We start from the raw sequence: 26,720 nt of genomic DNA on the forward strand, positions 1-26,720 counted from the left end.
TCAGGTGAATAGTACGGCACGACCAGTCTCTTTCCGCCCCCGATATGCTTTTTTTGGAAAAACCGGAGAGGCGACAACTATCCTGACACCGGGGGTTTCGGGGCAACGTTGGTGAGTGGATATCTCCATCACTTGTCTCGCCTCTTCTGGGATATCGACCCAAGCCCGGTAGGTTTTTTGTTCTGGTATTGATTGCCAACGTACGAAAATACGCTTTGGTAGACCTGCCCCAATCACGGGTTTCCCGGTGCCGCCAACTCCAATCCAGCCACGGGCGGACTCTTTTCCATCATCAGGTTCGGCACCACTTGCATTGCCTCCCCCCGCACGCAAGAAGGTTTTGCCGTTGATGTCTTCCACCGAGCTGTCTTCAACCCACACGTTCATGAAATTGGGTTTGATGAACGCCAGCTCCCACCAAGGATATTTGGGGTCATTCTCGCCCGAGTTGGTGTTTGTGACCTGACATCCCGTGAGGAGTAAAACGCCCAATAAGGCTACGGCTATTCTCATTACCAGAGCTTCCAATCAGCTACGTGCGGATGTTGTACACGAATGCCATCCTCGGTAGGCGCGTTGATGTAAACAGCCCGCAGGCCGCTACCGTCCCTTCTGCCTTGGGGGTGATTCCAATTGGCAGAGGTATGGATGTACTTCAGTTTCAGCATTTGTTCTTCTTGGGTGGTGCTGAAGTCGCCGGCAAGGAACCTGTCGCACATACCTTGCAATTCTTGGGGAACGGCATACTCGCTTCTTCCTGGTATGTCGGTAAAGGGAACACCCTTTTCCTTGGCCAGTTGATGCATCACCTTGAGATAAACCGTCGAAAGCTTGCCACTAACCGGACGCTTAAGTTGAAGTCCGGCGGAGACAGTGGATTGTGACGAGGGTTTCCCCTCGTCGTGGTGGTTGGGTTATTTGGAGATTTCCACGCGATCTAGCGCCTGGTTAACCGCCAATTCGCTGAGCATCACGACTTGCGCAATGCCTAGCGCGGTTTTGCGGTGGGAGGTGTCGAGTATGGCGGCGAAGTTGTTGAGCATTTCGCTGGCGGAGCCGAGGGTTTCGCTGGCGTTGGCCAGCAGCGATTCGGTGTCGTACTTCGGGTTGGCGAGGTACATGCGCTCGGGTTCGTTGGTGCTGGCCATGATCTGGTCGGCGGGTTTGAGGTAGTGGTCGAGGGCGCGTTCGGCGGCGTCATGGAATTTCTTGGAATCGGGGGATTCGTAGGGGGATGTGGGGTCGGTGGCTGGCGGGTTCGGCGTTACTTTGAACATGGTGAAACTCCTAGTTAATTAAAGAGGAGCCTTCACCTTCGCTACCAAACGAAGGGTGGCGGCCATACGCGGGTTGGTAGACCGGTAACTAGGACCCGGCACACCCGAAGGTGTCCTGCGCATGGCCACCATTAAGCAGATACCCGACCGGGTCTGCAAACGGTGCGCGATGCGACTAGTTATGGCGGGCTACCAAACCCGATCACTGTATTCAGTGACCGACAAACGATAGAACCCGCGACCTAGACGCACAAGCCGGCGGATTCTGGCGTAGTCGTAGGCGATGGCGCAAGACGTTGTAGGGTTTGAGTGGTTACCGGACACCGCCGTTAAACAGCCCGGTCATCTCCCGTTTATCCACTGTTCGTGATGACTGACGATTCAGCCACTGACGCTGTTCGATGATTCGTCAGCCGTCATGACCGGAACGTACTTTTCAGGCCAAAACAGTCATTTACGCACCTACCTCGTTCAAGTCTGCGTCGCTAGAGTGCAGCCCTCCTCAAACGATGGGCGTACTTATGAATCTCTGGTTTCGACTGCTCTGCATGCTTCTACGGCGACCATGGCGCAAACCGGTCAATGCACTGGCATCGACCGTCATCCGCATGCGTGTGTGGCCATTGGATCTGGACTTCAATCGACACGTCACCAATGGCCGCTATTTCACGATGGCTGACGTTGCACGCATGGATTTTGTTTTGCGCAGTGGCGCCTTCCGCGTGGCTCTGCGCGCAAAAGCACTGCCGATTGTTGGGGATACCTGGGGTAAGTTTCGACGTGAGCTCAAGCTGTTTGAAGCGTTCGAAATCCACAGCAAGATGCTGGGCTGGGACGACAAATGGAGCTTCATGGAACACCGTTTTGTGAGCAATGGCAGGGTGGTCGGCGTCGTGGTCATGCGCGGGCTGTTTCGTTCGGCAAAGGGGACTGTTGCGCCAAGCGAATTTGTCCAGGCGCTGGGATTACCCGAACAATCACCCGAGATGCCGCAGTGGTTGACATCGTGGTCGATGAGCTGTGACGCCATGAGCGGCCAACTCAGAGCCGAGGAGCAGTGAGTCGTCAGCCGTTGCACAAAAAACAGTGGGAGCGGGCTTGCTCGCGAAGGCGTCCGGTCAGTCAGCATAGATGTCGACTGGTGAGACGCTTTCGCGAGCAATCCCGCTCCCACAGGGTTTGAGGTCAATGGGCTCATTGCGTATCAGAACGGCCCGGCAGCATCCGCACCAGCGTGTTATCCCGCACCCAATAATGGTGGAACAAGCCTGCCGCGGCGTGCAGGCCGATCAGCCAGTAGCCGGCGCTGCCGATCAGTTCGTGCCAGTACTTGAGGCGTTTGGCGAAGTCCGGGTCGATGGCGACCGGGGCCGGTACGTGGAAGCCGAAGTATGGGAACGGTTTGTCGCCGGCGGCAAGCATCAGCCAGGCGAGGATCGGGGTGGCGATCATCAGGCCGTAGAGGGCCAGGTGCATCAGGTGCGAGATGCCGGTCTGCCAGGCCGGTGGTTTGGGGGTGATCGGTGGGCGTGGGGTCAGGCGGCCGATGAGGCGGATCCACACCAGGGCGAAGATGCTGGCGCCGAACAGGCCGTGAAAGCCCATCAGCAGGCCGCGCGCTTCGCTGCCCTTGGGCATGAAACCTTTGAGCTCGACGCAGGCATAAACACCGACGAACAGCGCCAGCATCAGCCAGTGCAGCATGATTGAGAGTTTTCCATAACGGTTTACGGCGTTGTCGCGGGTCATAAGAAGCGCCTCGTGATTGTCGTGAGCGACGGTCGATTCATTCGACGGTCTCGATTCGGTTGCCGGGCGAACCGACGGCATCACCCTGCCCGCCCAGTCTTAAGACAGTCTGAAGATCGGCCCGTAGATTACCCTTTTTTTACCTTCAGACTTCGTTAAGAAATGGTTCGGATACTTCGCTCAAACCATTGAGGGAGGCGTTCTGCCCATGCCCGATTTCCACTGGAACATCCCCCTGCCCCTGCACTTCGGCCAAGCCGAAACACCGCAGATGACCTTATCCAGTGCCTTGCCGGACGATGTTCAGCGACCGGTGTTCGAGGCCTTTATCCAGCAACGTTTTCGCAAGGCCCATGGCGCTGACATCCGCCACTTCATGCCCGAGCTGTTCGGTATGCACAACGGCGACGGTGAGTTGTGTGCGGTGGCCGGGCTGCGCCGCGCGCATCTGGAGCCGTTGTTTCTCGAGCGCTATCTGGATGAGCCGATCGAGCCGCTGATCAGCGCCGCAGCCGATCGCCCGGTGGATCGCGACGCGATCGTCGAGGTGGGCAACCTTGCTGCCAGCGACACCGGCAGTGCGCGCTTGAGCATTATCGCCATCACTTACTTGCTGGCCATGGGCGGTCTGGAGTGGGTGACGTTCACCGGCAACATCGGGCTGGTCAACAGCTTCCATCGTCTGGGCCTGAAACCGGTGACGTTGTGCGCCGCCGACCCGGCACGCCTGGGGGACGACCGTCACAGCTGGGGCAGTTATTACGAAAGCAAACCGTGGGTTCATGTGGGCAACATCCGCGCCGGTTTTATCCATCTGCGCAATATCGGTCTGTTCACGCGCCTGGGTCTGCCAACCTCGATTGAAGGAGCTTGCCATGTCGCTTGAACTGCAACGTTTCAAGGAAACCCTGCGCAGCCATGCCGGGCGCAATGACAACACGATTGCCCTGTGGGGCGACACCCTAAGGCTCGATTACGCCACGCTGTACGCCGAGGTGCTGTATCGCCAGGAGCGTTTGCGCGATGAAAACGTGCAAGTGATTGCACTGGCGCTGGACAACGGCGTCGATGCGATGCTCTGGGACTTGGCCGTGCTGTTCGAAGGCCTGACCTGCGTGACGCTGCCGCCGTTTTTCAGCTCGGCGCAACGTGCTCATTGTCTGGAGCAGAGTCAGGCCGAACGGGTGATCGCCGAGCCGGAACTGGAGGCCGAGTTGCTCGCAGGCGGTTATGTGAAAAGCGGCGAGTTCTGGTGCCGTACCTTCAGTGGTCCGAGCCACATGCCCGCCGGCACGGCCAAACTGACCTTCACGTCCGGCACCACCGGCACGCCCAAAGGCGTTTGCCTGAGCGCCGACAGTTTGTTGCGGGTTGCACGCGAGCTGCATCAGGCCAGCGAACCGACCGCTCCTCAGCATCACCTGGCGCTTTTGCCGTTGGCGATTCTGCTGGAAAACCTTGGCTGTTATGCGGCGCTGTATGCCGGTGCGACGCTGAGTCTGCCTGGCCAGAAAACCCTCGGCATTCAGGGCGCCAGTGGCGTGGATGTGCCACGCCTGCTGGGTTATCTGGCCAGCCGTGCGCCGGAGAGTCTGATTCTGGTGCCGCAGTTGTTGCTATTGCTGGTCGGCGCCGCCGAACAGAAAGCCTTCGATCCCCAGACTCTGCGTTTTGCGGCGGTGGGTGGCGCGCGGGTGTCCGAGGATCTGCTGCACCGCGCCCAACGGGTCGGCCTGCCGGTTTATGAAGGTTATGGCTTGTCCGAGTGTGCCTCGGTGGTCTGTCTCAATCGCCCCGGTGCCTGGCGTCCGGGCAGCGTCGGCAGGCCGCTGCCTCACGTTGAAGTGCGCGTGGCCGAGGACGGCGAAGTGCTGATCAAGGGTTCGCCGCTGTTGGGTTATCTGGGGGATGCGCCGTACGCCGAAGAATGGTGGCCAAGCGGCGATCTGGGCGAGTTCGATTCGCAAGGGTTTCTCTACCTCAAGGGCCGCAAGAAGCATCAGTTCGTCACCAGTTTCGGGCGCAACGTCAACCCGGAATGGGTCGAGTCCGAGCTGACCCAGCGCCGCCACATCGCCCAGGCGTTCGTCTATGGCGAGGCGATGCCGCACAACCACGCCTTGCTCTGGCCACATCGCCCGGATTGCACCGACGCGGAACTGGCCGCTGCCGTTGCCGAGGCCAACGACGCTCTGCCCGATTACGCCCAGGTACACAATTGGACGCGCCTGCCACAACCGTTCACCGCCGCCAATGGCTTGCTCACCGCCAATGGCCGCCCGCGCCGCGAGGCCATCGTCGCGCAGTACCACACACAACTGACCGAATCCGCCGTCTCTGAGGAATCCGCATCATGAATTTTTTCGACACACTGCAAGAAGCCACTCAACAGGAACGTCACGAGCTGTTCAATCTGCCGATCATTCGTGATGCGCTGCAAGGCAAGGTCAGCCTTGAAAGCTATCGCGCATTTCTCGCGCAGGCCTATTACCACGTACGCCACACCGTGCCATTGATGATGGCTTGCGGTGCGCGTTTGCCGACGCGTCTGGAATGGCTGCGCAAAGCGGTGTGCGAGTACATCGAGGACGAGTACGGCCATGAACAATGGGTGCTCAACGATATCGCCGCGTGTGGCGGTGACCGCGATGCGGTGCGTGATGGTCAGCCGTCGCTGTCGATCGAGTTGATGGTCAGTTTCCTTTATGACCTGATCGCTCGCGGCAACCCGGTGGGGCTGTTCGGCATGGTCAACGTGCTCGAAGGCACCAGCATTGCCCTGGCGACCCACGCAGCGGGCAGCATTCGCGAGCGTCTGGCGCTGCCGGAGACGGCATTCAGCTACCTGAGCTCCCACGGTTCGCTGGACGTTGAGCATATGCAGACCTATCGCCGACTGATGAATCAGTTGGAAGATCCAGAAGACCAGGCCGCGGTGATCCACGCCTCGAAAGTTGTCTATCGCTTGTACACCGACATGTTCCGTGGCTTGCCGCGTGACGCGGAGGCTCAACATGCAGCTGCGTGAAGCGCGTGTGGTATTGACCGGCGCCAGTGGTGGCATCGGCATGGCCATCGCCAATGCCTTGTGCGCCGCCGGCGCCCGGGTGCTAGCCGTGGCCCGCCACCAGGAAGCCTTGCAGCCGCTGATCGAGCGCTACCCGCAAAACCTGTGCTGGGTGGCCGCTGACCTGACCTTCCTTGCCGACCGGCGCAAAGTGCTGGCTGCCGCCGAAGCCATCGGTGGCATCAACCTGCTGATCAACGCGGCCGGGGTCAATCACTTCGCCATGCTTGAGCAACTCGATGACAGCGACATCAACGCGATGCTGGCGGTGAACATCAGTGCCCCGATCTGCCTGACCAAACTGCTGCTGCCGCTGCTCAAGGACGCCGACAGTGCGATGGTGGTCAACGTTGGCTCCACGTACGGCTCGATCGGCTACCCCGGTTATGCCAGTTATTGCGCGACCAAATTTGCCCTGCGCGGTTTTTCCGAAGCCTTGCGCCGGGAACTGGCCGACACCCGGGTCAGCGTGCTCTACGTCGCGCCCCGCGCTACGCGCACGTCGATGAACAGCGCGGCGGCGCAAGCCTTAAATGATGCGCTGAAATCCAACGTCGATGACCCGCAAGCCGTGGCGTCTGCGGTGATCCACGCGATTGCCGGCGACCGTCGCGATTTGTATCTGGGCTGGCCGGAGCGCTTCTTCGTGCGCCTCAACAGCCTGCTGCCGCATCTGGTGGATCGAGGCCTGCGCAAGCAGTTGCCACTGATCCGTCGCCTGAGTGAAAAACCCGACAACGAGCCGCCAAAACCATGAAGAAAATCTACGCATGTCTACTGCTCGGCGCGCTGAGCCAAAGTGTTTGGGCGCTGGACACCGCCGATCAGCAACGCCTGGCCGGCATTCAACAGAGCTGGGCGCACATTCAATACGAAACACCGGAGAAACAGCGCGCCGCCGCTTTCGAGCAACTGTCGGCGCAAACGACGAGCTTCACCAGCCAACGCCCGGCCGTGGCCGAAGCGTGGATCTGGAAAGGTATCGTCACCAGCAGTTGGGCCGGTGCCCAGGGTGGGCTCGGTGCGTTGGGCAAAGCCAAAGACGCCAAGGCTGACCTGGAAAAATCCCTGAGCCTGGACCCCAAAGCCCTGCAAGGTTCGGCCTACACCAGCCTCGCCGCCCTGTATGATCGCGTGCCGGGCTGGCCAATCGGTTTTGGCGACAGCGACAAGGCTGAGCAACTGCTCAAGCAGGCGCTGCAACTCAACCCCGAGGGCATCGACAGCCTGTACTTCTGGGGCGATCACCTCTACCGTCAGAAGCGCTACGCTGAAGCCAAAGCTGCGTTGCAAAAAGCCCTGCAAGCGGCGCCCCGCCCGGGCCGGGAAACCGCCGATGCCGGGCGCCGCAAAGAAATCGCCGCGTTGCTGGTGGACGTGAACAAGAAACTCGAATGACAGGAGTCCGTGTGCGTTTATTACTGATCGAGGACGATGAGGCCCTCGGCGAGGGCATTCATCAAGCGTTGGGGCGCGAAGGCTATACCGTCGACTGGCTCAAGGACGGCAGCAGCGCCCTGCACGCCTTGCTCAGTGAAACCTTTGACCTGGCGGTGCTTGATCTGGGTCTGCCGCGCATGGACGGCCTTGAAGTGCTGCGTCGACTGCGCGACAGTGGCTCGAACCTGCCGGTGCTGATCCTGACCGCTCGCGATGCCACCGAGGATCGTATCGCCGGGCTCGATGCCGGCGCCGACGATTACCTGATCAAACCGTTCGATCTGGCCGAACTCAAGGCGCGTTTGCGTGCCTTGTTACGACGCAGTGCCGGGCGCGCCCAAGCGCTGATCGAGCACGCCGGCATCAGCCTCAACCCCGGCACACAGCAGGTCACCTATCACGGCCAGCCCGTGGCGCTGACGCCCAAGGAATATCAGCTATTGCATGAATTGCTCTCGCCACCGGGCCGCGTCATGACCCGCGACCAACTGATTCAGTTGTTGTACGGCTGGAACGAAGAAGCAGAAAGCAACACCCTGGAAGTGCATATCCACCACCTGCGCAAAAAGTTCTCCACCGACCTGATCCGCACCATCCGTGGCGTGGGTTATCTGGTGGAGGAGCGCCGATGAGTTCGATTCGTCGCCGTACGCTGACGCTGATCATCGGCCTGATGCTCGCCGGTTTAGCGGTATTGAGCGTGTTCAATCTGCACGACAGTAACCACGAAATCGCCGAAGTCTACGACGCACAACTGGCGCAAAACGCGCGGTTACTGCAAGGCGTGATGCGTATGCCGATCAATGGTCAGGCGCACAGTGATCTGTATCAGGCGTTCAATACTGCGCTGGGAGAAGCAGAGCCTCGCGTCGACGGTCATCCTTACGAAAGCAAAATGGCCTTTCAAGTGTGGGACCCCAGGAATGAAGTGCTGGTACACACCGCCAGCGCCCCCACCTTCACCTCCCCGCCAACCCAGCCTGGCTTTAGCGATGTCGTGGATTTGAAAAACCGCCAATGGCGCGCATTCATGCTGGAAGACAAGCAGAACGGCCTGCGCATCTGGGTCGGTGAGCGCGATGATGTACGCGCCGATCTGGTCGACCGCATCGTCCGTCACACACTGTGGCCGAACGTGCTCGGTAGCCTGATCCTTGCGGCCATGGTCTGGCTCGCCATCGGCTGGGGCCTCAAGCCACTGGCGGACATGGCGGCAACCCTGCGCGCCCGCCACAGCGGCTCGCTGGAACCCTTGCAACTGACACCCTTGCCCAGCGAGCTGGAACCGATGCAAGCAGCGCTCAACCGCATGCTCGCGCAGATCCAGGAAGTGCTCGGCCGTGAACGCCGCTTCATCGCCGACGCCGCCCACGAAATGCGCACACCGCTGACGGTGCTGCGGGTTCATGCGCAAAACCTGCTGGAGGCCGGCACCGAACAGGAGCGCCGCGACTCGCTGCAATTTCTGATCTCGGGTGTCGATCGCACCAGCCGTCTGGTCAATCAGTTGCTGACCATGGCCCGCCTGGAGCCCAAACCCGACCCCCCGCCTCTGCAACGCATCGACCTCAGCGAAACCGTGCGCAACAGCCTGGTGCAACTGACCCCGTGGTTGCTGAGTAAACAGCTGGAACTGGCCTTTGAAGACGGCGCCCAAACGCTCCATGTCCTGGCCAGCACCGCCGCCATCGACATTGCCCTGAACAACCTGATCACCAACGCCGCCAACTTCTCCCCGGACCACGGCGTGATCACCGTGACGCTGACTCAAACCGACGGCTTCTGCCATTTGAGCGTCGAAGATCAGGGGCCGGGCATTGATGAGGAAGATCGAGAGCGCTTGTTCGAACGGTTCTACAGCCGCGGTAACGCGCAGGGTGCGGGATTGGGGCTGACCATCGTCAACACCATCGCCATGCGACTGGGTGGGCGGATTACGTTGGTCAACCGGGCTGAGGGTGGATTGCGGGCGACGTTGTCGATGCCCGCAAGGCAGTGATCTGCGACGGTCGATGGATCAGGTTGAACCTCACTGACAATCGCGGTCACTTGCCAGCAGCAGGCCGCGGCCCTACAGCTCCACCGAGGCTACCCGAGCCCGACCGGCATTCTTCGCTTCGTAGAGCTGCATGTCCGCCGCTTCGATCAAGGCCTCGAAAGCAAGAACGCCCGTAGGGGTCACGGTCGCCACACCGAGGGAGACCGTAACCACATGATCGGCATCGGAGGTCGAATGTTCGATGGCCAACGCTCGAACATTCGCTTGCATTTTTTCTGCAATCTCGACGGCTCCCGCATGACTGGTCGTGGGCAAAAGGCAGGCAAACTCTTCGCCGCCGTATCGAGCGACCAGGTCGTAGGGGCGTCTGACCGTTTCAGATAACGCCTGAGCAACAGACCTCAGGCAACTGTCTCCAGCCTGATGGCCATACTGGTCGTTGTAGCGTTTGAAAAAATCGACATCGGCCAGGATCAAAGACAGGGGTTTTTGCTCTCGATAACACTGGCGCCAATCAGCTGATATCTCCTCATCGAATTTGCGCCGATTGGCCACTCCCGTCAGACCATCCAGCAACGCCATGGAGCGCAGCAGATCGTTCTGCAGTTTCAGAGTCAGGTGTGTTCGCACCCGCGCCCTGACCACGATCGGGTTGATGGGTTTGCTGATGAAATCTACCGCGCCCAGTTCCAGGCCCAGCACCTCATCAGAGTCTTGCTGTTTCGCCGTAACGAAGATGACAGGAATGTCTTGAGTTGCCGGGTCTGCCTTGAGGCGACGACAGACTTCATGACCGTCCACGCCATCCATGACCACATCCAGTAGCACCAGATCGGGAATTTGCGCCTGGCATACCGTGATTGCCTGTTCGCCGCTGGTGGCCATGAACACGTCGCAGTCCTCACGAAACAGCTCATGCAGGACCCGGATATTGGTCGGTTGATCGTCGACAATAAGCAGTTTTGGGCGTTTGTGCGGCTGAAGTAGCCAAGTCTTTTTCAATTGCTCCATCAGGCAGATCTCAACAGTTCACGCCCTATGGGCATCGCAGCACTAAAGTCCAACGACTGCACCATAACAACGAGTTCGTTGAATTGCGGGCGCAGTGCCGGGGGCGTTTTTGACAGCAGTCCAGTTGTCAGTTCAATGGCTTGAAGATTACCGGTTTCCAGCAAGAGCAAAATCTCTTCAAGGGACTCTTTCCATTGCGCAGATTCCATGACTTCCCTATCGGTAAGGGTTTCTGTTGATGGGCTCTGAGAAAATTCGACATTCATCTGTAAAAGGCTTTGTTGCAGCAGCCTGCCAAGCTCCTCAAACCAGGAGGGGTCAGCCAAGAGCCTTGCTGCGGATTCAGCATCCTCGTGTTTAAGCTTGTGCTCCAGATCGCCGGCCAACCGTGACAATGCCCTGGCCCCCATGGTGCCGCTGCTGCCTTTAATGGCGTGGAGAACAAAAACAGCCCCCGACGCCTCTTGTCGCTGGATCTGATCATGCAACTGCACCAGTTGTTTTTCCAGCTCGGGGCCAAAGTTCATCAATACATTGCGGATCAACTCGAGGTTACCGCCAAAGCGATTGATGATCGACTGCCGGTCCTCAATGAGGGCCTCATCCCTGTCGGTTTGCACAAGGTCTGTCGATGTTTGACTGCCCTCGCGGCCGGTTTGACAGAGCAGTGTCACGACCAGTTGTTCCAGGTCTACCGGTTTACCGACGTGCTCATTCATCCCCGCCGCCAGGCAGGCTTCTCGGTCTGCACTGGAGGCATTGGCCGTCATTGCCACAATCGGTAACGTCGCAAAACGCGAGTCGGCACGAATGCGCCGGGTTGCTTCCAGGCCATCGATATCCGGCATCTGGATATCCATCAATACGGCGTCAAAGGGCACACACTCATTGAGCACCTTGCTGACACCCTCCAACCCACACTCAGCCAGCGTCACTTGAGCGCCTTCACTGGTCAGCAGTTCACTGGCAATCTGCCGATTGAGCATATTGTCTTCGACCACCAATAAGCGCAGCCCCGCCAAGCGTTGCGACCCGGCACCCGCTGGTTGCACCCGCGCAGATTGCAGAGGGTCTTTACCCTCGAAGGCTCGCTGAACCGAGTCGGCCAACTGCTTGGGAGTGACAGGTTTGGTGAGAAACCCGGCAAAGGGAGCATCGCCTTCAAGATAGGCATCTGTCAGCACTTCACGGCCGTAGGCGGTGATCATGATGATCAGTGGTGGTGGCGCGTCACGGCTCTGCTGCTTGATCAATTGCGCAGCGTTCAAGCCATCCATCCCCGACATCCGCCAGTCCATCAGTACGACATCGTAAGCCTCGCCGCGCGCCTGGGCGCTGTTGACCCGTTCCACCGCTTGCGCGCCTTCACTCACATAGTCTGCGGTCCATCCCAGCGCATGAACGGTTCGTAACAGCAGTTCGCCCGCCATTGCGTTGTCGTCGACGACCAGTAGGCGCATCGGCACATCAACGCCTGGGCAGTCGGATCGCAGCAGCGCGTTCTGAGCGACATTCAGGGTGATATCGAACCAGAAGCGACTTCCGACGCCGTACTGGCTCTCCACTTGCAACTCTCCCCCCATCAAACCGACCAACCGCTTGCAGATCACCAGCCCCAGACCGGTGCCACCAAAGCGCCTGGAGGTCGACGCTTCGGCTTGGGTAAAACCTTCGAAAATGCGCTGAAGTTGCTCCGGGCTGATGCCGATGCCGGTATCAGAGACAGCGATGCGCAATTCAACGGCGTTTTCCGTGCGCTTGCGTTGTTCAACGCTGACGACTATCTGGCCTTGCGGGGTGAACTTGAGCGCATTCCCCGCCAGGTTGATCAGCACTTGTTGCAGTCGCAGGCTATCGCCGATCAGGCCGTTGGGCAGATTGGCGTCCAGGTCGAACATGACCTCAACCTCTTTCTCACCCTGGTTGCCCGCCAGCACGACGGCAAGATCGCGCATCAACGACTCAAGTTCGAACGGGTGCACATCGAGTTGCAACTTGTCCGCCTCGATCTTGGAATAATCGAGAATGTCATTGAGCAAGCCCAGCAGCGATTTCGCGGCGCCCTGCGCTTTGCTCACGTAATCGAGCTGGCGCCCGTCAAGCGGCGTGTTTTGCACCAACTGCAACATGCCCAGCACAGCGTTCATCGGCGTACGAATCTCATGACTCATGTTGGCGAGAAAGGCCGACTTCGCCGCACTCGCCAGATCGGCCTGCTCTTTGGCGTAAAGCAGGCGCGATTCCAGCTCGCGCTGGGAGGTGATGTCCCGGTTGATACCGGTCACACGCAGCGCTGCCCCGGATGGAGTGCGCTCGATCTGCGCGGCGGCATGGATAAAGCGAATCTGGCTGTCCGGGCCTGTCACCCTGAATACCGTGTCGTACTCATCCACCCCATCGACGGCGGCACTGAGCCTTGCAGCCGCAGCCTCGACATCCTCGGGGTGAACACGGGTGTACCAATGCATATAGTTCAGGCCGTTGTCGCGCAACGCCAAAGGCTGCCCGTAAAACTCGAACATGCGGTCATTCCATTGCAAGGCATTATCCGACAACGTCCAGGACCAGATCCCCAGTTCCGCCACTTCCGCGGCCATCAGCAATTGATGATGCACCGCCATCAGTTCGCTACGCTGTCGCTGTGTCGTTTCCAGGCTTGCCGCCAGCTCCTTTTCTGCCGCTTTACGTTCGGTGATATCGACGGCGATGCCCAGGTAGCCAGTCAATTTCCCATCGTCATCGCGCATGGAGGTAACGACCAGCGTCACAGGAAACCGTGAGTCATCCTTGCGTACGTAAGTCCACTCTCGAGTTTCTGCGCTTTCATGCTCGGGTTTATGGGTAAACACACCAATGCCATTAATGGTCTGACCATACTCCTGGCTCAGTTCCTGGCCCCGCGCAGTGACTTCATCGGCTACATGGAAGAGCGCCGGCGTGTGCTTGCCCAGCACCTCTTCGGCGTCATAACCCAACAAATGCTCGGCGCCGTTGTTGAAGACACGAATGACGCCTTCAAGATCTGTCGCAATGATCGACACCTCAGTGGCCGAGCGCAGCACGCTATTCAACAACACATTGAGGTGCTGCAGTTCTGACGTTCGCTGTGCGACCTGCTCTTCCAGGCTTGAATTGAGTTCGAGAATCCGCGCCTCTGCGGCCTTTTTGGCCGAAATGTCCCTGATTGTCTTGGAGGCACCGACGACGCGGCCACCCTCGCCATAAATCGGAGAGATGCTCGCGGAGACGTCGATCAGTTGTCCGTCTTTGTGACGGCGCTGAGTATCAAAACTATCGATACGATCGCCCGCCCTTACACGCTCAAGGATGTGCGACTCCTCACTGGCCAGCTCCGAGGGAACAATCAGATTGGCCAGTGTGTGGCCCACGGCTTCTTGCGAGGTAAACCCAAAAAGATGCTCAGCCCCTTTGTTCCAGTTGGTGACAACGCCATCAAGGGTTTTACCGATAATCGCCTCTGCCGAGCTTTCAACAATGGCGGCTAGCCTTGCCTGTTCGGCAATAACCTGACGTCGACGTTGACGACTGACACTGCCGACCCCCACCAGAGTCGCCAAAAGAAGGGTGAGAACACCGCCCAGCAACAGCACCACCTTCGGTGAGACCTGACGCAAACGCTGGATGAACAGCGAATTGGCGCCAAGTTCGATTTGCCACCGCCGGCCGTAAACCTCGCGCTCCACCTGATGAGTGATCAGCGTTGCAGAGCTGGCCGAGTTGTCGGCGCTCTCATAAAACAACGTCTCTTGCCCCGGGACAGTGATGTCCCTCAATTTCAGGTGCACGGCCTTGTCTTCTATGCGCAGGCCCGTGAGGACCTGCTCGGTCTGCAAGACTGCATAGCTCCAGCCGAACGCGGCGGCGTCACGTTCGGCTGCCGTCGCAGGTGTCACGCCGTTGCGAAAAATGGGCATCAACAACAAGAACGACTGCTGCGGTTTGCCAATGGCCTGTACCAGGGTGATGGGCGCTGTTATCTGCGTCATGCCGCTCTGTATTGCAGAGTGAGCAGCTTCGCGCCGAGCAGGTTCCGAGGCTATGTCCAGGCCAATGGCGGGCTGATTGCCTTCAACAGGCTCGACATACTGGATAACGTAGCGCTCGCCAGGATGAGCCGAGAGTTGACGAATGGAAAAATCAGCGGCGCCATCGGCCCGGGCTGACTTGATAAACGCGCTTTCATCGCGTTCCGGTACGCGCCTGACAAACCCGATAGCTCTTGCGCCGGGGAACTCCACGGCCAGGTCACGCGTTTTCTGATAACGACTGAACAGTTCACGACTTATCCCCTGCTCCCCCGCTGTCACTACTGCACCGCGAGCACCACGCAAACCGTACTGGTAAAGATTGAGGCGACTTAAAACCAATTCAGCGGCCTCGGCTGTAGCTGCAACGATCGCTTCTTGAGCGTGGCGCTCGTTGATACGGTCAAGCACCCAGCTACCCAGAACGCTTGCCCCCAGGCCCACAGCCAGGGTAATCGCGACGCCCCAGTTCAATGTAAAAAATCTGGATTTCTTCACCCGGTTTGCCCTGCTGCAGAAGACTTTCAGCCTTCACATTTAAAGTTCGACCCTGTCGGGGAAGTGTTTGCAACTTAGCTCAAAGTGGGAACAGTAACGTCTAGCCCAGCAGATAAAAACGACTTTATTTGCACAAAATTGATCGGGCGGCAATACAGATAGCCTTGCATGATCTGACAACCCAGTTCCAGAAGTGCATGAGCCTGTTCCTGGGTTTCGACACCTTCGGCCACCAACTCCAGACCTAGCGCCTGACCTAACTTGATGATTGCTGCGATGATGGCCGAATCGCTTTTATCGGTGATCATGTCTCGCACAAAACTCTGATCTATTTTCAGAACATCGATCGGAAACCGTTTCAGGTAAGCCAGGCTTGAATAACCGGTGCCGAAATCGTCGATCGAAATACGAACGCCGAGCGTTTTGAGATGAAAGAGGGTTTCTCGGGCGCTTTCAATGTCCCGTGCCAGTACCCCCTCGGTGATCTCCAGTTCCACATATCTGCCCTCCAATCCAGACTCAAGCAGGATGTCTTCGACCATGGTCAGAAAGGACGCCTCGCGAAATTGCACGACGGAGATATTCACGCTGATGGAAATGTCATGGCCCAGTTCGCGAAGTGTCCTGGTGTCCCTGCAGGCCTGCAACAAAACGTATTTACCAATAGGGATGATCAGCCCCGTTTCTTCTGCCAACGGGATGAAATCGGCAGGAGAGACCAGAACCCCTTCAGGATTGCGCCAGCGGATCAGCGCCTCCATGCCAATGATGCGGTTATGTCGGGCATCAACCTTCGCCTGGTAGAAAACTTCAAAAACGCCTTCTTCCAAAGCGTTGCGCATGTGGCGTTCAAGCAGGTGCCTGGCGCGCATGCTGCTCTCGATATGCGAGGAAAAAAAACAGTAGCGATTACGCCCTGAAAGTTTCGCCTGATACATGGCCGCATCAGCATGTCGGTGCAGCGATTCCATGTCGTCGCTGTCTTCAGGGAACACGCTGATGCCGATGCTCGCCGACAGGTCGTAGCGGTTACCCTGAATTGAAAAAGGACTGGCGATGATCTCGAGCAGCCTTTGCGCGAAGTCCCCCATGGCATCGAACCCGACCACCTCAGGCAAGAGCAGGATGAACTCGTCTCCCCCTTGCCGGCTGACAGTGTCCTCCATGCGCAGGGAACCCGATATTCGCGCTGCAACCTCCCGCAGCACCAGATCACCGACCGAGTGGCCCATCGAATCGTTTATGACCTTGAAGTTGTCCAGATCAATCAGGAGCATCGCCACACGCCCCTGCCTGCGACGGGCCTTTTGCAAGGCCTGCTCGGTGCGGTCCTGCAACAGGATCCGGTTGGGCAGGCCCGTCAGAGCATCGTGATTGGCCAGCCTCTTGGCCTCTACGCGCAAGGCGATGTGAGCTTTGATATGGGCTCTGGCAACCGGAATATTCAACGGTTTTTGAATGAAGTCCACGCCACCGCACTCCATCGCCAGCAATTCAGCGCTTGTTTGCGTATGAGCGCTGACAAAAATGACCGCGACGCTAAACAGTTCCGGGTCAGACTTGAGTATCCGACACACCTCGAAACCGTTCATACCGGGCATTTCGATATCAAGCAAGACCACATCGGGCCGGCATTGACGGGCGATATCGAGGGCTTGCTGACCACTTTGGGCCGTATGGACTTCAGCCAGGTCAGACACGGCACTGCTCAGTGTTCTCAAGGCGGTAATCTGGTCATCAACGATCAGGAGGACCGGTTTGAGACTAAACGGCTGATTGCGCATTCCGTTGCTCCTCGCAAATTCCTTGCATTGAATAACCGACAACCCTGAGTCCGCGCCCTGCTCCACCCTCGCACTACCAGACACGCTCAGGCCAGACCGGCCAACCGTTGAAGCCTTTCAACGTCTGCTTCGGGTTCGCCATTACTCATGGCGGCGGCCAAACGCATCACGACCTGTTCACGACGCACTTGCAGGGTCGGCAAGACATAAATAGCACCAATCAGCTCACGCAAAACCATCGGCAGACCCCAGCTTGCTTTCAATCGAACGGCAAAAGGCGCCGCAAAATCGCGGACAGCGTGCAAGAGTGCCTCTTCACTAACGCTATTGCCCAGGTTCTCCCATTTCTGGGTCTGGTAATACACACAGAGTTCGCCCATGCGGTGCAACAGTGCGGCCGTTTGCATCGGCGCAGGATCAAGCCCGCACTGCTGGGCCAGAAGCACAACTCTTTCAGCCAACCGCTCGGAATCATCCAGAAGTGCCTGAACCCCTGGCATGAGCATAGCGCCGGGGTGCGTTGCGCTCTGTCGCAACGCCTGGCTGATCGCCAGGTTGACGCTGGTCAACCCGCCTAACCGGGTGAGTGCCGCTTTCAGGTTCGTGCACGGCTGGCCCTGGCCGAGATACGCGGCGCTGTTGGCGGCAGCGATCAAATGGGCGCACAAGGCCGGGTCATACTGCCAATCATTGGCGAGTTCGCGCAGATCCAGTACGGCGCCGCCATAGCCAAGCTGAAGCTTTTCCTTTACCGAGGCGAGTAAAGGCAAGTCCAGTTCGTCCGCAGTCAAACTGCCGAGATAGCTGGGTAAGTCTTCAGTATTGATCGTGGGGGGGCGCAGCGGGTCATCCGGCGGAAGCAGTGCCTCCAGGCGCTCGACAAGGCGTGAAACCTGAAAGGGCTTGGTAAAAAATGCGCTGACCCTCAGCGATTTCACCGCCAGCACGCTGTCTCGGTCGGCGCGCCCGGTGATGATGATCAGCGGCATGTCGTGATCTTTTTGGCGAATGCTGTGCAGCAGGTCAACGCCCGGCGCATCTGGCAGATTCCAGTCCGCGATGACCAGTTGATAGGTACCTGGGTGCCAGGCAGCCAAAGCACTAGCAACGTCGATATAGCAATCGACCTGTGCCGCCGGGCGAATACTCAACACCAGTTGTTTTAAAAGATCTGAAATCCAAGGGTCATCATCCAGAATCATCACTCGCATTCGGTATTCCTCACCGGATCGACGGCCTGCTTTACGACGTGTAACAAACTATCGACCATCCGCAGCAATAGTAGTCGTTGGGCGTAGATCGTGGGATCCGGTCGTTATCAACGCAAGACGTGGTGGCTCACTGTGGCGCTCATCTGCAACTCAATTGACCTGCGCGAGTTTTTCACAAACAACAAAGTCCGGCTGCATCCTCCGGTTGGCCTGACAGGGTTGGAAGTCGAGCGACGGGGTACGTTTAGCGTCGGTTTGAATCAGATCAGACGCCAGCGTCGTTAACAGTGTAGAAAGGAATGAGCGCAGTACAACCGCGCGTTGCTCTTTCCCTCGCTGGAGGTTCACATCATGCTCACTGTCAAAGACCACAATGACCGGGCGACGGCCGCTTACGCCGCACACACCGGTGAATACTGGATCGAATCGCTCAAGGACGGCCGGCATGTGTTGATCCGGCCACTGGCGGACAACGACCGCGAACGCGAGTACACGTTTATCCAGCGTTTGTCCCCCGAGTCCCGCCACATGCGCTTTCTGGCGCAGATCAGCGAGCCGGGCACGGCGCTGCTCGATCAGTTGATGGACATTGATCAAAAGCAACGCGCCGCTTTCATTGCCCTGGTTCACGAAAACGGCGAATTGATCGAAATCGGTGTCAGCCGCTACGCCGCCACGGGCGAGCAGGAAGGTGAATGCGCCGTGACTGTCGCCGATGAGTGGGCGCATCTGGGCCTGGGTACCTTACTGATGGAGCATCTGATCAAAGCGGCTGGCAAAAACGGTTTCACGCACCTGTACTCGGTGGACTCGGCCAACAACACGGCCATGCGCGACCTGGCCAGAGCCCTGGGCTTTGAAACCCACACGGATCCCGACGATAGCCGCCAGGTCATCCATCGCCTGCATTTGTAGCGCCACGTCGCGCACTGGCAACCAGGGCGTCAGATCGAACGCTGGTTGACCCGAGCCATCAGTTGCTCGGCCGACTCCTTGCGCTCTGAATAACGATCGACCAGATAGGCCTGACTGTCGCGCAGCAACACGGTGAACTTCACCAATTCTTCCATCACATCGACGACGCGGTCATAGAACGGCGAGGGTTTCATCCGCCCCGCCTCGTCGAACTCCATGAACGCCTTGGGGATCGAGGATTGATTGGGGATGGTGAACATGCGCATCCAGCGCCCCAGCACGCGCAACTGATTGACCACATTGAACGACTGTGAACCGCCGCAGACCTGCATCACCGCCAGCGTTTTGCCCTGAGTGGGACGAACGGCGCCGAGCGCCAGGGGGATCCAGTCGATTTGCGCCTTGAACACTGCCGACATCGCGCCGTGGCGCTCCGGCGAGCACCAGACCTGGCCTTCCGACCACAGCACCAGATCGCGCAGTTCCTGCACTTTGGGGTGTTCGACAGGGACATCGTCGGGCAGGGGCAACTCTGAAGGATTGAAAATGCGCGTCTCGGCGCCAAAGTGCTCGAGCAGGCGCGCGGCCTCTTCGACCAACAGACGGCTGAAGGAGCGTTCGCGGGTCGATCCGTAGAGCAACAAAATCCTTGGCTTGTGCGTGCTTGGCGGCTTCGGATGCTGCTCGCTTTCGAACAGGCTCAGGTCAAGATTGGGCAGTTGTTCAGACATGGGGAATCCTGCTTAAAGGGTGCCGATCCGATCCAGCTCGCGCTTGAGTTCATCGCGGTTGAGTCGGTCAAAGGGAAGGTCGAGAAAGGCCTGGCAACGCCGTTCGATGCGCCCCAACGTCGAGCGAAACGCCGCCTCGACCGTCGCGTCGTCGCCGGCCACGTCGGAGGGATCTTCAAGGCCCCAATGGGCTTTCAGCGCCGGGCCGAAATACACCGGGCAGCTTTCGCCGGCGGCCTTATCGCAAACGGTAATGACGATGTCTGGCAGGTGGTCTTCGAAAGCGTCGTTGCCCTTGCTGTACAAGCCATCGATGCTGATGCCGGCCTGCTGCAAGGTCGACAAACTGCGCGGCAGCACCTGGCCTTTGGGGAAGCTGCCGGAACTTACCGCCTCGTGTGTCGACGGGGTCAAGTGATTGAACATCGCTTCAGACAAAATGCTGCGGCAACTGTTGGCCGTGCACATGAACAAAACTCGCATGGAGTGCTCCTAAAAAGTGTGGGGATTCAGCAACACGCGCTATCGCGCACGGGACGTCCATCCATGTTGTGCAGACGGGCGGCGTTGTCCTTGAGCCAATCGGCGTTGGCCTTTGCAGTCACTTGCAGGATGTCGCGGACCCACTCGGGCAGATCCGGGTTGAGCCGGTAATAAACCCATTGGCCCTGACGGCGATCGAGCAACAGCCCGTTACTGCGCAGTTGCGCGAGGTGGCGGCTGATTTTCGGCTGGCTGTCGTCGAGAGCGCACATCAGCTCGCAGACGCACAATTCGCCTTGGTCGGCGATCAACAGCGTGGCACGCACGCGGGTCTCGTCGGCCAGGCTTTTGAAGAGTTCAGGGGGGGTGATCATCTGGACGCACCATACATACGGAAAATCGAATATACGGATATCCATATATTAATCAACCCCGGCCCCAAACACACCGAATCCCCCCTGTGGATGGGTGTTAGCTGGGTTAACCGCGTAATAGCCCCTGCTCGGCTTCACACAGCCCCACCACATAGTCCCAAACCACCCGCAGCCTCACCGATTTGTGCAACTCACGCCGCGTGCTGATCCAGTAGCTGCGCTCGATGCTGTCATCGGGCAACAACGCGACCAGGTCCGGATCGGCGGCGGCCATGTAGCACGGCAACACGGCAATCCCCAATCCCGAGCGCGCCGCCTCCTGCTGGGCGATGACGCTGGTGCTGTGAAACACCACCCGAGGGCTGCGACAGAAACTGTTGAGAAACATCAGTTCCTGACTGAACAACAAATCATCGACATAACCAATCCACGCGTGCCGCCCAAGATCTTCGCGACTGCGCAACGCCGGCGCGTTGTCGAGATAGCGCTGGCTGGCATAGAGCGCGAGGCGGTAGTCAGTGAGTTTGCGCGTGACCAGCATGTCGGCCGCCGGGCGCTCCAGGTGAATGCTGATTTCCGCTTCTCGGTTGAGGATGCTGACAAAGCGCGGCACAGCCACCAGTTCCACTTCCAGCCCCGGGTAGCGTTCGAACAGGCCGATCATGCGACTGGCGAGGAATTTGATGCCCAGGCCTTCGGTCACACCGACGCGGATCTTGCCCAGCGGCGCCGTGGACTGGGTGATTTCTTCCTGGGCCAGCAGTGCGACGTTTTCCATGGCTTCGGCGTGTTTGAGCAACGCCTCCCCCGCCGGGGTCATTTCGTAACCTTGGGCGTGCTGGACGAACAGCGCGGTGCCGAGGCTTTTTTCGATGGCTTCGATGTGGCGGGCAACGGTGGCATGGGTCGTGTTCAGCCGGCGGGCGGCGGTGAGCAGCCGGCCGCTGCGTTGCAACTCAAGAAAAAACCGCAGGTCGTTCCAGTCGAACATGGGGTGTCCTTGTCAGCGATCGTCATTCAAGGCTGTTTAAAAACGCACAGCGGCTGCGCAAAAACTAACATTCTTTTAACGAAAGCTAACAACTAGAGTGTCCGACAATAAAAACAAAAAGCGAGGTCAGGGAATGCAGACTTCCCTCGATGAATACGACTACATCGTGGTCGGCGCCGGCCCTGCCGGGTGTTTGCTGGCCAATCGACTGTCGGCCGATCCACAGCAGCGCGTGCTGTTGCTCGAAGCCGGCGGGCGCGACAACTATGCGTGGATTCACATTCCTGTCGGTTACCTGTTCTGCATCGGCAACCCGCGCACCGACTGGTGCTTCAAAACCGAAGAACAACAGGGCCTCAACGGCCGCGCACTGAGCTATCCGCGCGGCAAGGTACTGGGCGGCTGTTCTTCCATCAACGGCATGATCTACATGCGCGGCCAGGCCAACGACTACGACGGCTGGGCGGCCGAAGGCAATCCGGGCTGGGCCTGGAACGATGTGCTGGCGCTGTTCAAACAAAGCGAAAACCACTTTGCCGGCGCAGCTGAGTTTCACGGCGCCAAGGGCGAATGGCGGGTTGAGCAACAGCGGCTGTCCTGGCCCATTCTGGATGCATTTCGCAGCGCTGCCGAACAAAGCGGCATTGCCAGCATCGATGACTTCAATCAGGGCGATAACGAAGGTTGCGGTTACTTTCAGGTCAACCAGAAGGCCGGCGTGCGCTGGAACGCGGCCAAGGCCTTTCTCAAACCGCTGCGCAATCGCGTGAACCTGACGGTGCTGACCGGAGTTGAGGTCGATCGGGTATTGCTCAAGGACGGTCGCGCGACGGCTGTCAGTGCGCGTCACGAGGGTCAGGTCAAACGCTTCAAGGCGCGCAAGGAAATCGTCCTGTGCGCAGGCGCCGTTGGGTCGCCGAATATTCTCCAGCGTTCGGGCATCGGTCCGCGTGGGTTGTTGGAGCGACTGGGGATCGGCGTGCTACATGAACTGCCCGGGGTGGGCGGCAATCTGCAGGATCACCTGCAATTGCGCCTGATCTACAAACTGGAAAACGCCCGCACCCTGAACCAGATCGCTGGCAGCGTGTGGGGCAAGATGGGCATGGGCCTGCGTTATCTGTATGACCGCAGCGGGCCATTGTCGATGGCGCCGAGTCAGTTGGGCGCCTTTGCGCGCTCAGGGCCGGAGCAGACATCAGCCAACCTTGAATATCACGTACAGCCGTTGTCTCTGGAGCGCTTTGGCGAGCCGTTGCACAGTTTTCCGGCGTTCACCGCTTCGGTGTGCGATCTGCGCCCGCAGAGCCGTGGCCGCATCGACATTCGCTCAGCCAACCCACAAGACGCACCGCTGATTCAGCCCAATTACCTGAGCCATCCTGAAGACCTGCGCGTGGCGGCGGATGCGATTCGCCTGACCCGACGCATCGTCAGCGCCCCTGCCCTGCAAGCGTATAAACCGGTCGAGTATCTGCCGGGCGACAGCCTGCAGAGCGAGGAAGCGTTGCACGAAGCGGCGGCGAAAATCGGCACGACGATTTTTCACCCGGTCGGTACCTGTCGAATGGGCAATGACGCCGATGCGGTGGTCGATGCGCAGTTGCGCGTGCATGGTGTGCCGGGTTTGCGCATTGCCGACGCCTCGATCATGCCGCGCATCACCTCGGGCAACACCTGTTCGCCGACGCTGATGATTGCCGAGAAAGCAGCGCAACTGATCCTCAAACCAACACTAAACACCCACCCTGTGGGAGCGGGCTTGCCCGCGATGACGGTATGACATTCAACATTGAAGTTGGCTGAAGCACCGCTATCGCGAGCACACCCGCTCCCACAAGGAGATTGGCGTTTGATTCATGGGCATCGCGCATCACCCGGACACGCAACACCAGTGGAACAACAAAAACAATCACTGTGAGGGATACCGATATGTCAGAACACGTTCAGCCGCTGGATGCCGCGAGCGGCGCCAGCACCAGCAATGCCACGCAGAAAGTCATCTTCGCCTCGTCCCTGGGGACGGTGTTCGAATGGTATGACTTCTTCCTCTACGGCGCCCTCGCGGCGGTGATCAGCAAGCAGTTTTTCGCCGGGGTCAATGACACGACTGCCTTCATCTTTGCGCTAATGGCATTTGCGGCGGGATTTGTCGTACGGCCGTTCGGGGCGCTGGTGTTCGGTCGGTTGGGTGACATGATCGGGCGCAAGTACACGTTTCTGGCGACCATCATTTTGATGGGGATCGCGACCTTCTGCGTGGGTTTGCTGCCGAACTACGCCAGCATCGGCATCGCCGCACCGATCATTCTGGTGTTGTTGCGCATGCTTCAAGGCTTGGCGCTCGGCGGTGAATACGGCGGCGCGGCAACCTATGTCGCAGAACACGCGCCCATCGGCAAACGCGGTTTGCACACCAGCTGGATTCAGTCCACCGCCACCCTCGGTTTGCTGCTGTCGCTGCTGGTGGTACTCGGTTGCCGCTACTTCACGGGCGATCAGTTCGAAGTCTGGGGCTGGCGGATTCCGTTCCTGCTGTCGGTTGTGCTGCTGGGCATCTCCACCTGGATCCGCCTGAGCCTGCACGAATCGCCGGCCTATCTGAAAATGAAAAAGGAAGGCAAAACCTCGAAGGCGCCGATCCGCGAATCCTTCGGCAAATGGGAAAACCTCAAAGTCGTGCTGATCGCCCTGTTCAGCATCAATGCCGGGCAAGCGGTGACCTTCTACGCGGCGCAGTTTTATGTACTGTTCTTCCTCACGCAGTTCTTGAAAATGGACCCGGCGGTGGCCAACACGCTGCTGATCATCAGCGTGGTGATCGGTGCGCCGTTTTTCATTATTTTCGGCTGGCTGTCGGACAAAGTCGGACGTAAACCAGTGCTGATGCTCGGCCTGTTGCTGGCCACCGTGCTGTACTTCCCGATCTTCAAATCCCTGGCCCACTACGCCAACCCGGCGATTGACCAGGCCAGTCGTCAGGCACCGATCACCGTGCTGGCCGACCCAGCGACCTGCACCTTCCAGTTCGATCCGGTGGGCAAGGCCAAATTCGACAGCCCGTGCGACAAGGTCAAAACCTTCCTGGTCAAACAAGGCCTGCCCTACTCCAGTGTCGCCGCACCGACCGGCAGCGGCGTGCAGGTGAGCATCGGCGACGTGAAGATCGACGGCTACGACGAAGCGGCCCTGCGCGGTGCCGTGACGTTGGCCGGGTATCCGCAACAGGCCGACCTGCAGCAAATCAACAAACCGATGATCGTCGCCCTGATCGTCGCCCTGATCATTATCTCGGCCATGTGCTACGGGCCGCTGGCGGCGCTGATGGTCGAACTGTTCCCGACCCGCATCCGCTACACCTCGATGTCCCTGCCGTACCACATTGGCAATGGCTGGTTTGGCGGTTTCCTGCCGACCGTGTCGTTTGCGCTGGTGGTGTACACCGGGGATATTTTCTACGGGCTATGGTACCCGGTGTTGATTACCGGGGTCAGTCTGGTGGTGGGGATGATCTGTTTGCGTGAGACGAAGAATATCGATCTCGACAAGAACTGAACAGGCCCTCCAGCACGCCTTCAGTGGACGGGGCAAGCCCTCCCGCCACTGGAGGATTGAAATACCGCAGTTGCCCCGGCGCGTCGAGGCCGTGCCGAAAACTCCTCTGGGGGTTGTCTTTTGCATTGGCCAAAACTCGTCTACGATAATTTCAGAGCAAAGCCCTGCGACGCAGAAAAGCGTTCGTGACGTGGGGGATCGAACCTCCTGGATCGAGGATCCTTCCATGTACGCCACACGACGCACCCTCGTGCACATCTCCCCTCCAGTCGACGCCTGCCCGAGTGTTCAACCCCGGACGAGTCTCATCGTTAACAATCGCTCGCAGCATGCCGGATGCATCCGGCGTGGCGAAAAACAGTAGTGCTGAACAGTCTGGACGTAGCAGCACCCTCATGACGTCGTTCGGACTCAATGAACGGAACCGCGAAAACATTGGTTCCACTGGGTTTACCGAAAAAAGGACTGCCGACATGAACTATGAAAGTGAAGACGCGTTAGCAAAAATAGATCTGGCAATATGGCAACACGATCAGCCAGCGCAAAAGCAGGTTGAGGGTGTCACTGGATTCTTCTTCGGTTCCAACGGCGTAGACGTCGTGGCACAGGGAGACTCCTGGTTCGACTATTTGCCCGGCGTGGACATCATCAAGTGGCTGAAGCTGACGTCCGGCTACAAGATCAAGAGTTTCGCTTCGGGTGGCGACACGCTGGAAAACATGGTTTACGGGACAGAAATCAAAGACGGAGCCTGGACCCGACCGCGGCCCGAGTTTGAGGATGTACTGGCGGAAATCAAACGGATCAAACCGGCATTTTTTCTGTTTTCCGGTGCTGGCAATGACATTGCCGGTGACGAATTCGCGTCTTTCCTGAACCATGCCGATGCCTCGCCCGCCTCACTGGTGCGAACCGATTATGTCAATGACACCGTTGACCGGGTCTTTCGTAACGCCTATGAAGACATGATCAAACGAGTAAAAGCCGCTCACCCGAAAATCAAGATCATTTTCCATGGTTACGGGCGTGCTATTCCGACAGGCAAAGGCGTGGTCAACATTGGTAACTACCGCTTCATCGGCCCATGGCTGCGCCCATCGCTGACGCGCAAGAACATCATGAACCCGCAGGTTCAACGCCAAATCGTCACGGACTTTATTGATCAGCTCAATACCATGCTCAAGTCTGTTGCCGACGCTCATCCCGATGTCTATTTCATTGATCTGCGAAATCTGATCAACGACGACGACTGGATCAACGAACTGCACCTGAACGCCTTGGCTTACAAGCGTATGGCCAAGCAATTTGAGGACAAGATGGATTCACTGTTGACGTCAAAACAGGCGCTAGTCAAAGCCCAGGCCAAGACCACCGCGTTGGAGGCATTCAATAGACTCGAACAATCCCTTGCAACGGTTCAAGCGGGCATCCAGGTGCCCGTACAGAATCAGTGGGCGCCTGTGCAAGCGCCACCTGCGGTCAAGCGCACACCGCGGTCTCGTCAGGTTGCGCCGACAAAAGGCAAAACGGCGACAAAACGCAAGGCCAAGTAAGTATCAGCCCGCCACCGCACACCCGGCGGCGGGCAC

The 26,720-nt window shown here is 58.6% G+C and carries 22 protein-coding genes and 2 pseudogenes; 12 read left to right on the plus strand and 12 right to left on the minus strand.

Annotation, left to right across the window (positions count from 1 at the left end; translation table 11 throughout):
- Positions 1-90: 90 nt before the first annotated feature.
- From ACIOWA_RS19355 to ACIOWA_RS19365, 3 genes and pseudogenes are all read right to left on the minus strand, one after another.
- Positions 91-513 (minus strand): annotated as a pseudogene (locus ACIOWA_RS19355) (DUF2931 family protein); the annotation flags it as partial.
- Positions 513-872 (minus strand): annotated as a pseudogene (locus ACIOWA_RS19360) (DUF2235 domain-containing protein); the annotation flags it as partial. The pseudogenes ACIOWA_RS19360 and ACIOWA_RS19355, both read right to left, overlap by 1 nt.
- A gap of 42 nt (positions 873-914) precedes the next feature.
- Complete coding sequence (locus ACIOWA_RS19365) at positions 915-1,277, minus strand: DUF6124 family protein (RefSeq protein ID WP_339432672.1); 363 nt, start codon at positions 1,275-1,277, stop codon at positions 915-917.
- A gap of 521 nt (positions 1,278-1,798) precedes the next feature.
- Between ACIOWA_RS19365 and ACIOWA_RS19370 the strand changes: the two genes are divergently transcribed.
- Positions 1,799-2,338, plus strand: a complete 540-nt coding sequence (locus ACIOWA_RS19370) for an acyl-CoA thioesterase (protein ID WP_339432673.1) — start codon at positions 1,799-1,801, stop codon at positions 2,336-2,338.
- 133 nt (positions 2,339-2,471) lie between these two features.
- Here the strand turns inward: ACIOWA_RS19370 and ACIOWA_RS19375 are convergent, their stop codons facing one another.
- Complete coding sequence (locus tag ACIOWA_RS19375) at positions 2,472-3,026, minus strand: cytochrome b (RefSeq protein ID WP_339432674.1); 555 nt, start codon at positions 3,024-3,026, stop codon at positions 2,472-2,474.
- A 208-nt stretch (positions 3,027-3,234) separates the two neighbouring features.
- Here ACIOWA_RS19375 and ACIOWA_RS19380 point away from each other — a divergent pair, with 208 nt between their 5' ends.
- From ACIOWA_RS19380 to ACIOWA_RS19410, 7 genes are read left to right on the plus strand one after another with little or no spacing between them, the layout of a single operon-like run.
- Entirely contained in the window at positions 3,235-3,912 is a 678-nt protein-coding gene (locus ACIOWA_RS19380; RefSeq protein WP_339494201.1) for a thermostable hemolysin, read from the plus strand.
- On the plus strand, positions 3,902-5,383 hold the full coding sequence (locus ACIOWA_RS19385) for an AMP-binding protein (RefSeq protein WP_339465589.1): 1,482 nt from the start codon (positions 3,902-3,904) through the stop codon (positions 5,381-5,383). The genes ACIOWA_RS19380 and ACIOWA_RS19385 overlap by 11 nt, the downstream gene beginning before the upstream one ends.
- On the plus strand, positions 5,380-6,054 hold the full coding sequence (locus tag ACIOWA_RS19390; RefSeq protein ID WP_401161417.1) for a TenA family transcriptional regulator: 675 nt from the start codon (positions 5,380-5,382) through the stop codon (positions 6,052-6,054). The genes ACIOWA_RS19385 and ACIOWA_RS19390 overlap by 4 nt, the downstream gene beginning before the upstream one ends.
- Complete coding sequence (locus ACIOWA_RS19395; protein WP_221732630.1) at positions 6,041-6,850, plus strand: SDR family oxidoreductase; 810 nt, start codon at positions 6,041-6,043, stop codon at positions 6,848-6,850. The genes ACIOWA_RS19390 and ACIOWA_RS19395 overlap by 14 nt, the downstream gene beginning before the upstream one ends.
- Positions 6,847-7,491, plus strand: a complete 645-nt coding sequence (locus tag ACIOWA_RS19400) for a tetratricopeptide repeat protein (protein WP_221732631.1) — start codon at positions 6,847-6,849, stop codon at positions 7,489-7,491. Before ACIOWA_RS19395 ends, ACIOWA_RS19400 begins: the two co-directional genes overlap by 4 nt.
- A gap of 11 nt (positions 7,492-7,502) precedes the next feature.
- On the plus strand, positions 7,503-8,165 hold the full coding sequence (locus tag ACIOWA_RS19405; RefSeq protein ID WP_221732632.1) for a response regulator: 663 nt from the start codon (positions 7,503-7,505) through the stop codon (positions 8,163-8,165).
- Positions 8,162-9,532, plus strand: coding sequence for an ATP-binding protein (locus ACIOWA_RS19410; RefSeq protein ID WP_401161419.1), 1,371 nt, complete (start codon positions 8,162-8,164; stop codon positions 9,530-9,532). The genes ACIOWA_RS19405 and ACIOWA_RS19410 overlap by 4 nt, the downstream gene beginning before the upstream one ends.
- Before the next feature lie 72 nt (positions 9,533-9,604).
- Here ACIOWA_RS19410 and ACIOWA_RS19415 read toward each other — a convergent pair whose 3' ends face one another.
- From ACIOWA_RS19415 to ACIOWA_RS19430, 4 genes are all read right to left on the minus strand, one after another.
- Positions 9,605-10,543: a diguanylate cyclase gene (locus ACIOWA_RS19415; RefSeq protein ID WP_339432679.1), complete on the minus strand. Its 939-nt coding sequence runs from the start codon at positions 10,541-10,543 to the stop codon at positions 9,605-9,607.
- On the minus strand, positions 10,543-15,087 hold the full coding sequence (locus tag ACIOWA_RS19420) for a CHASE domain-containing protein (RefSeq protein ID WP_401161421.1): 4,545 nt from the start codon (positions 15,085-15,087) through the stop codon (positions 10,543-10,545). Before ACIOWA_RS19420 ends, ACIOWA_RS19415 begins: the two co-directional genes overlap by 1 nt.
- Positions 15,088-15,161: 74 nt before the next feature.
- Positions 15,162-16,871 (minus strand): EAL domain-containing protein, encoded by a 1,710-nt coding sequence (locus ACIOWA_RS19425; protein WP_401161423.1) that lies wholly within the window; start codon positions 16,869-16,871, stop codon positions 15,162-15,164.
- Positions 16,872-16,957: 86 nt separating this feature from the next.
- A complete protein-coding gene (locus tag ACIOWA_RS19430; RefSeq protein WP_401161425.1) occupies positions 16,958-18,082 on the minus strand; it encodes an HDOD domain-containing protein in 1,125 nt (374 codons plus the stop codon).
- A 351-nt stretch (positions 18,083-18,433) separates the two neighbouring features.
- Between ACIOWA_RS19430 and ACIOWA_RS19435 the strand changes: the two genes are divergently transcribed.
- Complete coding sequence (locus ACIOWA_RS19435; RefSeq protein WP_339432683.1) at positions 18,434-18,997, plus strand: GNAT family N-acetyltransferase; 564 nt, start codon at positions 18,434-18,436, stop codon at positions 18,995-18,997.
- 29 nt (positions 18,998-19,026) lie between these two features.
- On the opposite strand, the gene arsH is transcribed toward ACIOWA_RS19435, so the two are convergent.
- The 4 genes from arsH to ACIOWA_RS19455 form a co-directional block, all read right to left on the minus strand.
- A complete protein-coding gene (arsH, locus tag ACIOWA_RS19440) occupies positions 19,027-19,728 on the minus strand; it encodes an arsenical resistance protein ArsH (RefSeq protein WP_221732639.1) in 702 nt (233 codons plus the stop codon).
- A 12-nt stretch (positions 19,729-19,740) separates the two neighbouring features.
- Entirely contained in the window at positions 19,741-20,211 is a 471-nt protein-coding gene (locus ACIOWA_RS19445) for an arsenate reductase ArsC (protein WP_401161427.1), read from the minus strand.
- Positions 20,212-20,237: 26 nt separating this feature from the next.
- On the minus strand, positions 20,238-20,585 hold the full coding sequence (locus ACIOWA_RS19450) for a metalloregulator ArsR/SmtB family transcription factor (RefSeq protein WP_401161429.1): 348 nt from the start codon (positions 20,583-20,585) through the stop codon (positions 20,238-20,240).
- 106 nt (positions 20,586-20,691) lie between these two features.
- Entirely contained in the window at positions 20,692-21,576 is an 885-nt protein-coding gene (locus tag ACIOWA_RS19455; RefSeq protein ID WP_401161431.1) for a LysR family transcriptional regulator, read from the minus strand.
- 133 nt (positions 21,577-21,709) lie between these two features.
- Here ACIOWA_RS19455 and ACIOWA_RS19460 point away from each other — a divergent pair, with 133 nt between their 5' ends.
- The 3 genes from ACIOWA_RS19460 to ACIOWA_RS19470 all read left to right on the plus strand — a co-directional run bounded on the left by ACIOWA_RS19460 (position 21,710) and on the right by ACIOWA_RS19470 (position 26,684).
- Entirely contained in the window at positions 21,710-23,359 is a 1,650-nt protein-coding gene (locus ACIOWA_RS19460) for a GMC family oxidoreductase (RefSeq protein WP_401161433.1), read from the plus strand.
- 149 nt (positions 23,360-23,508) lie between these two features.
- Positions 23,509-25,131: an MFS transporter gene (locus tag ACIOWA_RS19465; RefSeq protein WP_339432688.1), complete on the plus strand. Its 1,623-nt coding sequence runs from the start codon at positions 23,509-23,511 to the stop codon at positions 25,129-25,131.
- Between the two features lie 329 nt (positions 25,132-25,460).
- Positions 25,461-26,684, plus strand: a complete 1,224-nt coding sequence (locus ACIOWA_RS19470) for an SGNH/GDSL hydrolase family protein (protein WP_339432689.1) — start codon at positions 25,461-25,463, stop codon at positions 26,682-26,684.
- The last annotated feature ends 36 nt before the right edge of the window (positions 26,685-26,720 follow it).

The sequence above is a fragment of the Pseudomonas sp. NPDC087614 genome (genome assembly GCF_044743485.1).
Taxonomy (GTDB): domain Bacteria; phylum Pseudomonadota; class Gammaproteobacteria; order Pseudomonadales; family Pseudomonadaceae; genus Aquipseudomonas; species Aquipseudomonas baetica_A.

Excerpts from the sequence above, each read along its gene's own strand:
- ACIOWA_RS19470 (WP_339432689.1), top strand. The coding sequence starts at position 25,461 with ATGCCGGATGCATCCGGCGTGGCGAAAAACAGTAGTGCTGAACAGTCT.
- ACIOWA_RS19380 (WP_339494201.1), top strand. The coding sequence starts at position 3,235 with ATGCCCGATTTCCACTGGAACATCCCCCTGCCCCTGCACTTCGGCCAA.
- ACIOWA_RS19430 (WP_401161425.1), bottom strand. The coding sequence starts at position 18,082 with ATGCGAGTGATGATTCTGGATGATGACCCTTGGATTTCAGATCTTTTA.
- arsH (WP_221732639.1), bottom strand. The coding sequence starts at position 19,728 with ATGTCTGAACAACTGCCCAATCTTGACCTGAGCCTGTTCGAAAGCGAG.
- ACIOWA_RS19390 (WP_401161417.1), top strand. The coding sequence starts at position 5,380 with ATGAATTTTTTCGACACACTGCAAGAAGCCACTCAACAGGAACGTCAC.
- ACIOWA_RS19460 (WP_401161433.1), top strand. The coding sequence starts at position 21,710 with ATGCAGACTTCCCTCGATGAATACGACTACATCGTGGTCGGCGCCGGC.
- ACIOWA_RS19435 (WP_339432683.1), top strand. The coding sequence starts at position 18,434 with ATGCTCACTGTCAAAGACCACAATGACCGGGCGACGGCCGCTTACGCC.
- ACIOWA_RS19425 (WP_401161423.1), bottom strand. The coding sequence starts at position 16,871 with ATGCGCAATCAGCCGTTTAGTCTCAAACCGGTCCTCCTGATCGTTGAT.
- ACIOWA_RS19370 (WP_339432673.1), top strand. The coding sequence starts at position 1,799 with ATGAATCTCTGGTTTCGACTGCTCTGCATGCTTCTACGGCGACCATGG.
- ACIOWA_RS19450 (WP_401161429.1), bottom strand. The coding sequence starts at position 20,585 with ATGATCACCCCCCCTGAACTCTTCAAAAGCCTGGCCGACGAGACCCGC.
- ACIOWA_RS19455 (WP_401161431.1), bottom strand. The coding sequence starts at position 21,576 with ATGTTCGACTGGAACGACCTGCGGTTTTTTCTTGAGTTGCAACGCAGC.
- ACIOWA_RS19465 (WP_339432688.1), top strand. The coding sequence starts at position 23,509 with ATGTCAGAACACGTTCAGCCGCTGGATGCCGCGAGCGGCGCCAGCACC.
- ACIOWA_RS19445 (WP_401161427.1), bottom strand. The coding sequence starts at position 20,211 with ATGCGAGTTTTGTTCATGTGCACGGCCAACAGTTGCCGCAGCATTTTG.
- ACIOWA_RS19365 (WP_339432672.1), bottom strand. The coding sequence starts at position 1,277 with ATGTTCAAAGTAACGCCGAACCCGCCAGCCACCGACCCCACATCCCCC.
- ACIOWA_RS19385 (WP_339465589.1), top strand. The coding sequence starts at position 3,902 with ATGTCGCTTGAACTGCAACGTTTCAAGGAAACCCTGCGCAGCCATGCC.
- ACIOWA_RS19400 (WP_221732631.1), top strand. The coding sequence starts at position 6,847 with ATGAAGAAAATCTACGCATGTCTACTGCTCGGCGCGCTGAGCCAAAGT.
- ACIOWA_RS19415 (WP_339432679.1), bottom strand. The coding sequence starts at position 10,543 with ATGGAGCAATTGAAAAAGACTTGGCTACTTCAGCCGCACAAACGCCCA.
- ACIOWA_RS19375 (WP_339432674.1), bottom strand. The coding sequence starts at position 3,026 with ATGACCCGCGACAACGCCGTAAACCGTTATGGAAAACTCTCAATCATG.
- ACIOWA_RS19410 (WP_401161419.1), top strand. The coding sequence starts at position 8,162 with ATGAGTTCGATTCGTCGCCGTACGCTGACGCTGATCATCGGCCTGATG.
- ACIOWA_RS19395 (WP_221732630.1), top strand. The coding sequence starts at position 6,041 with ATGCAGCTGCGTGAAGCGCGTGTGGTATTGACCGGCGCCAGTGGTGGC.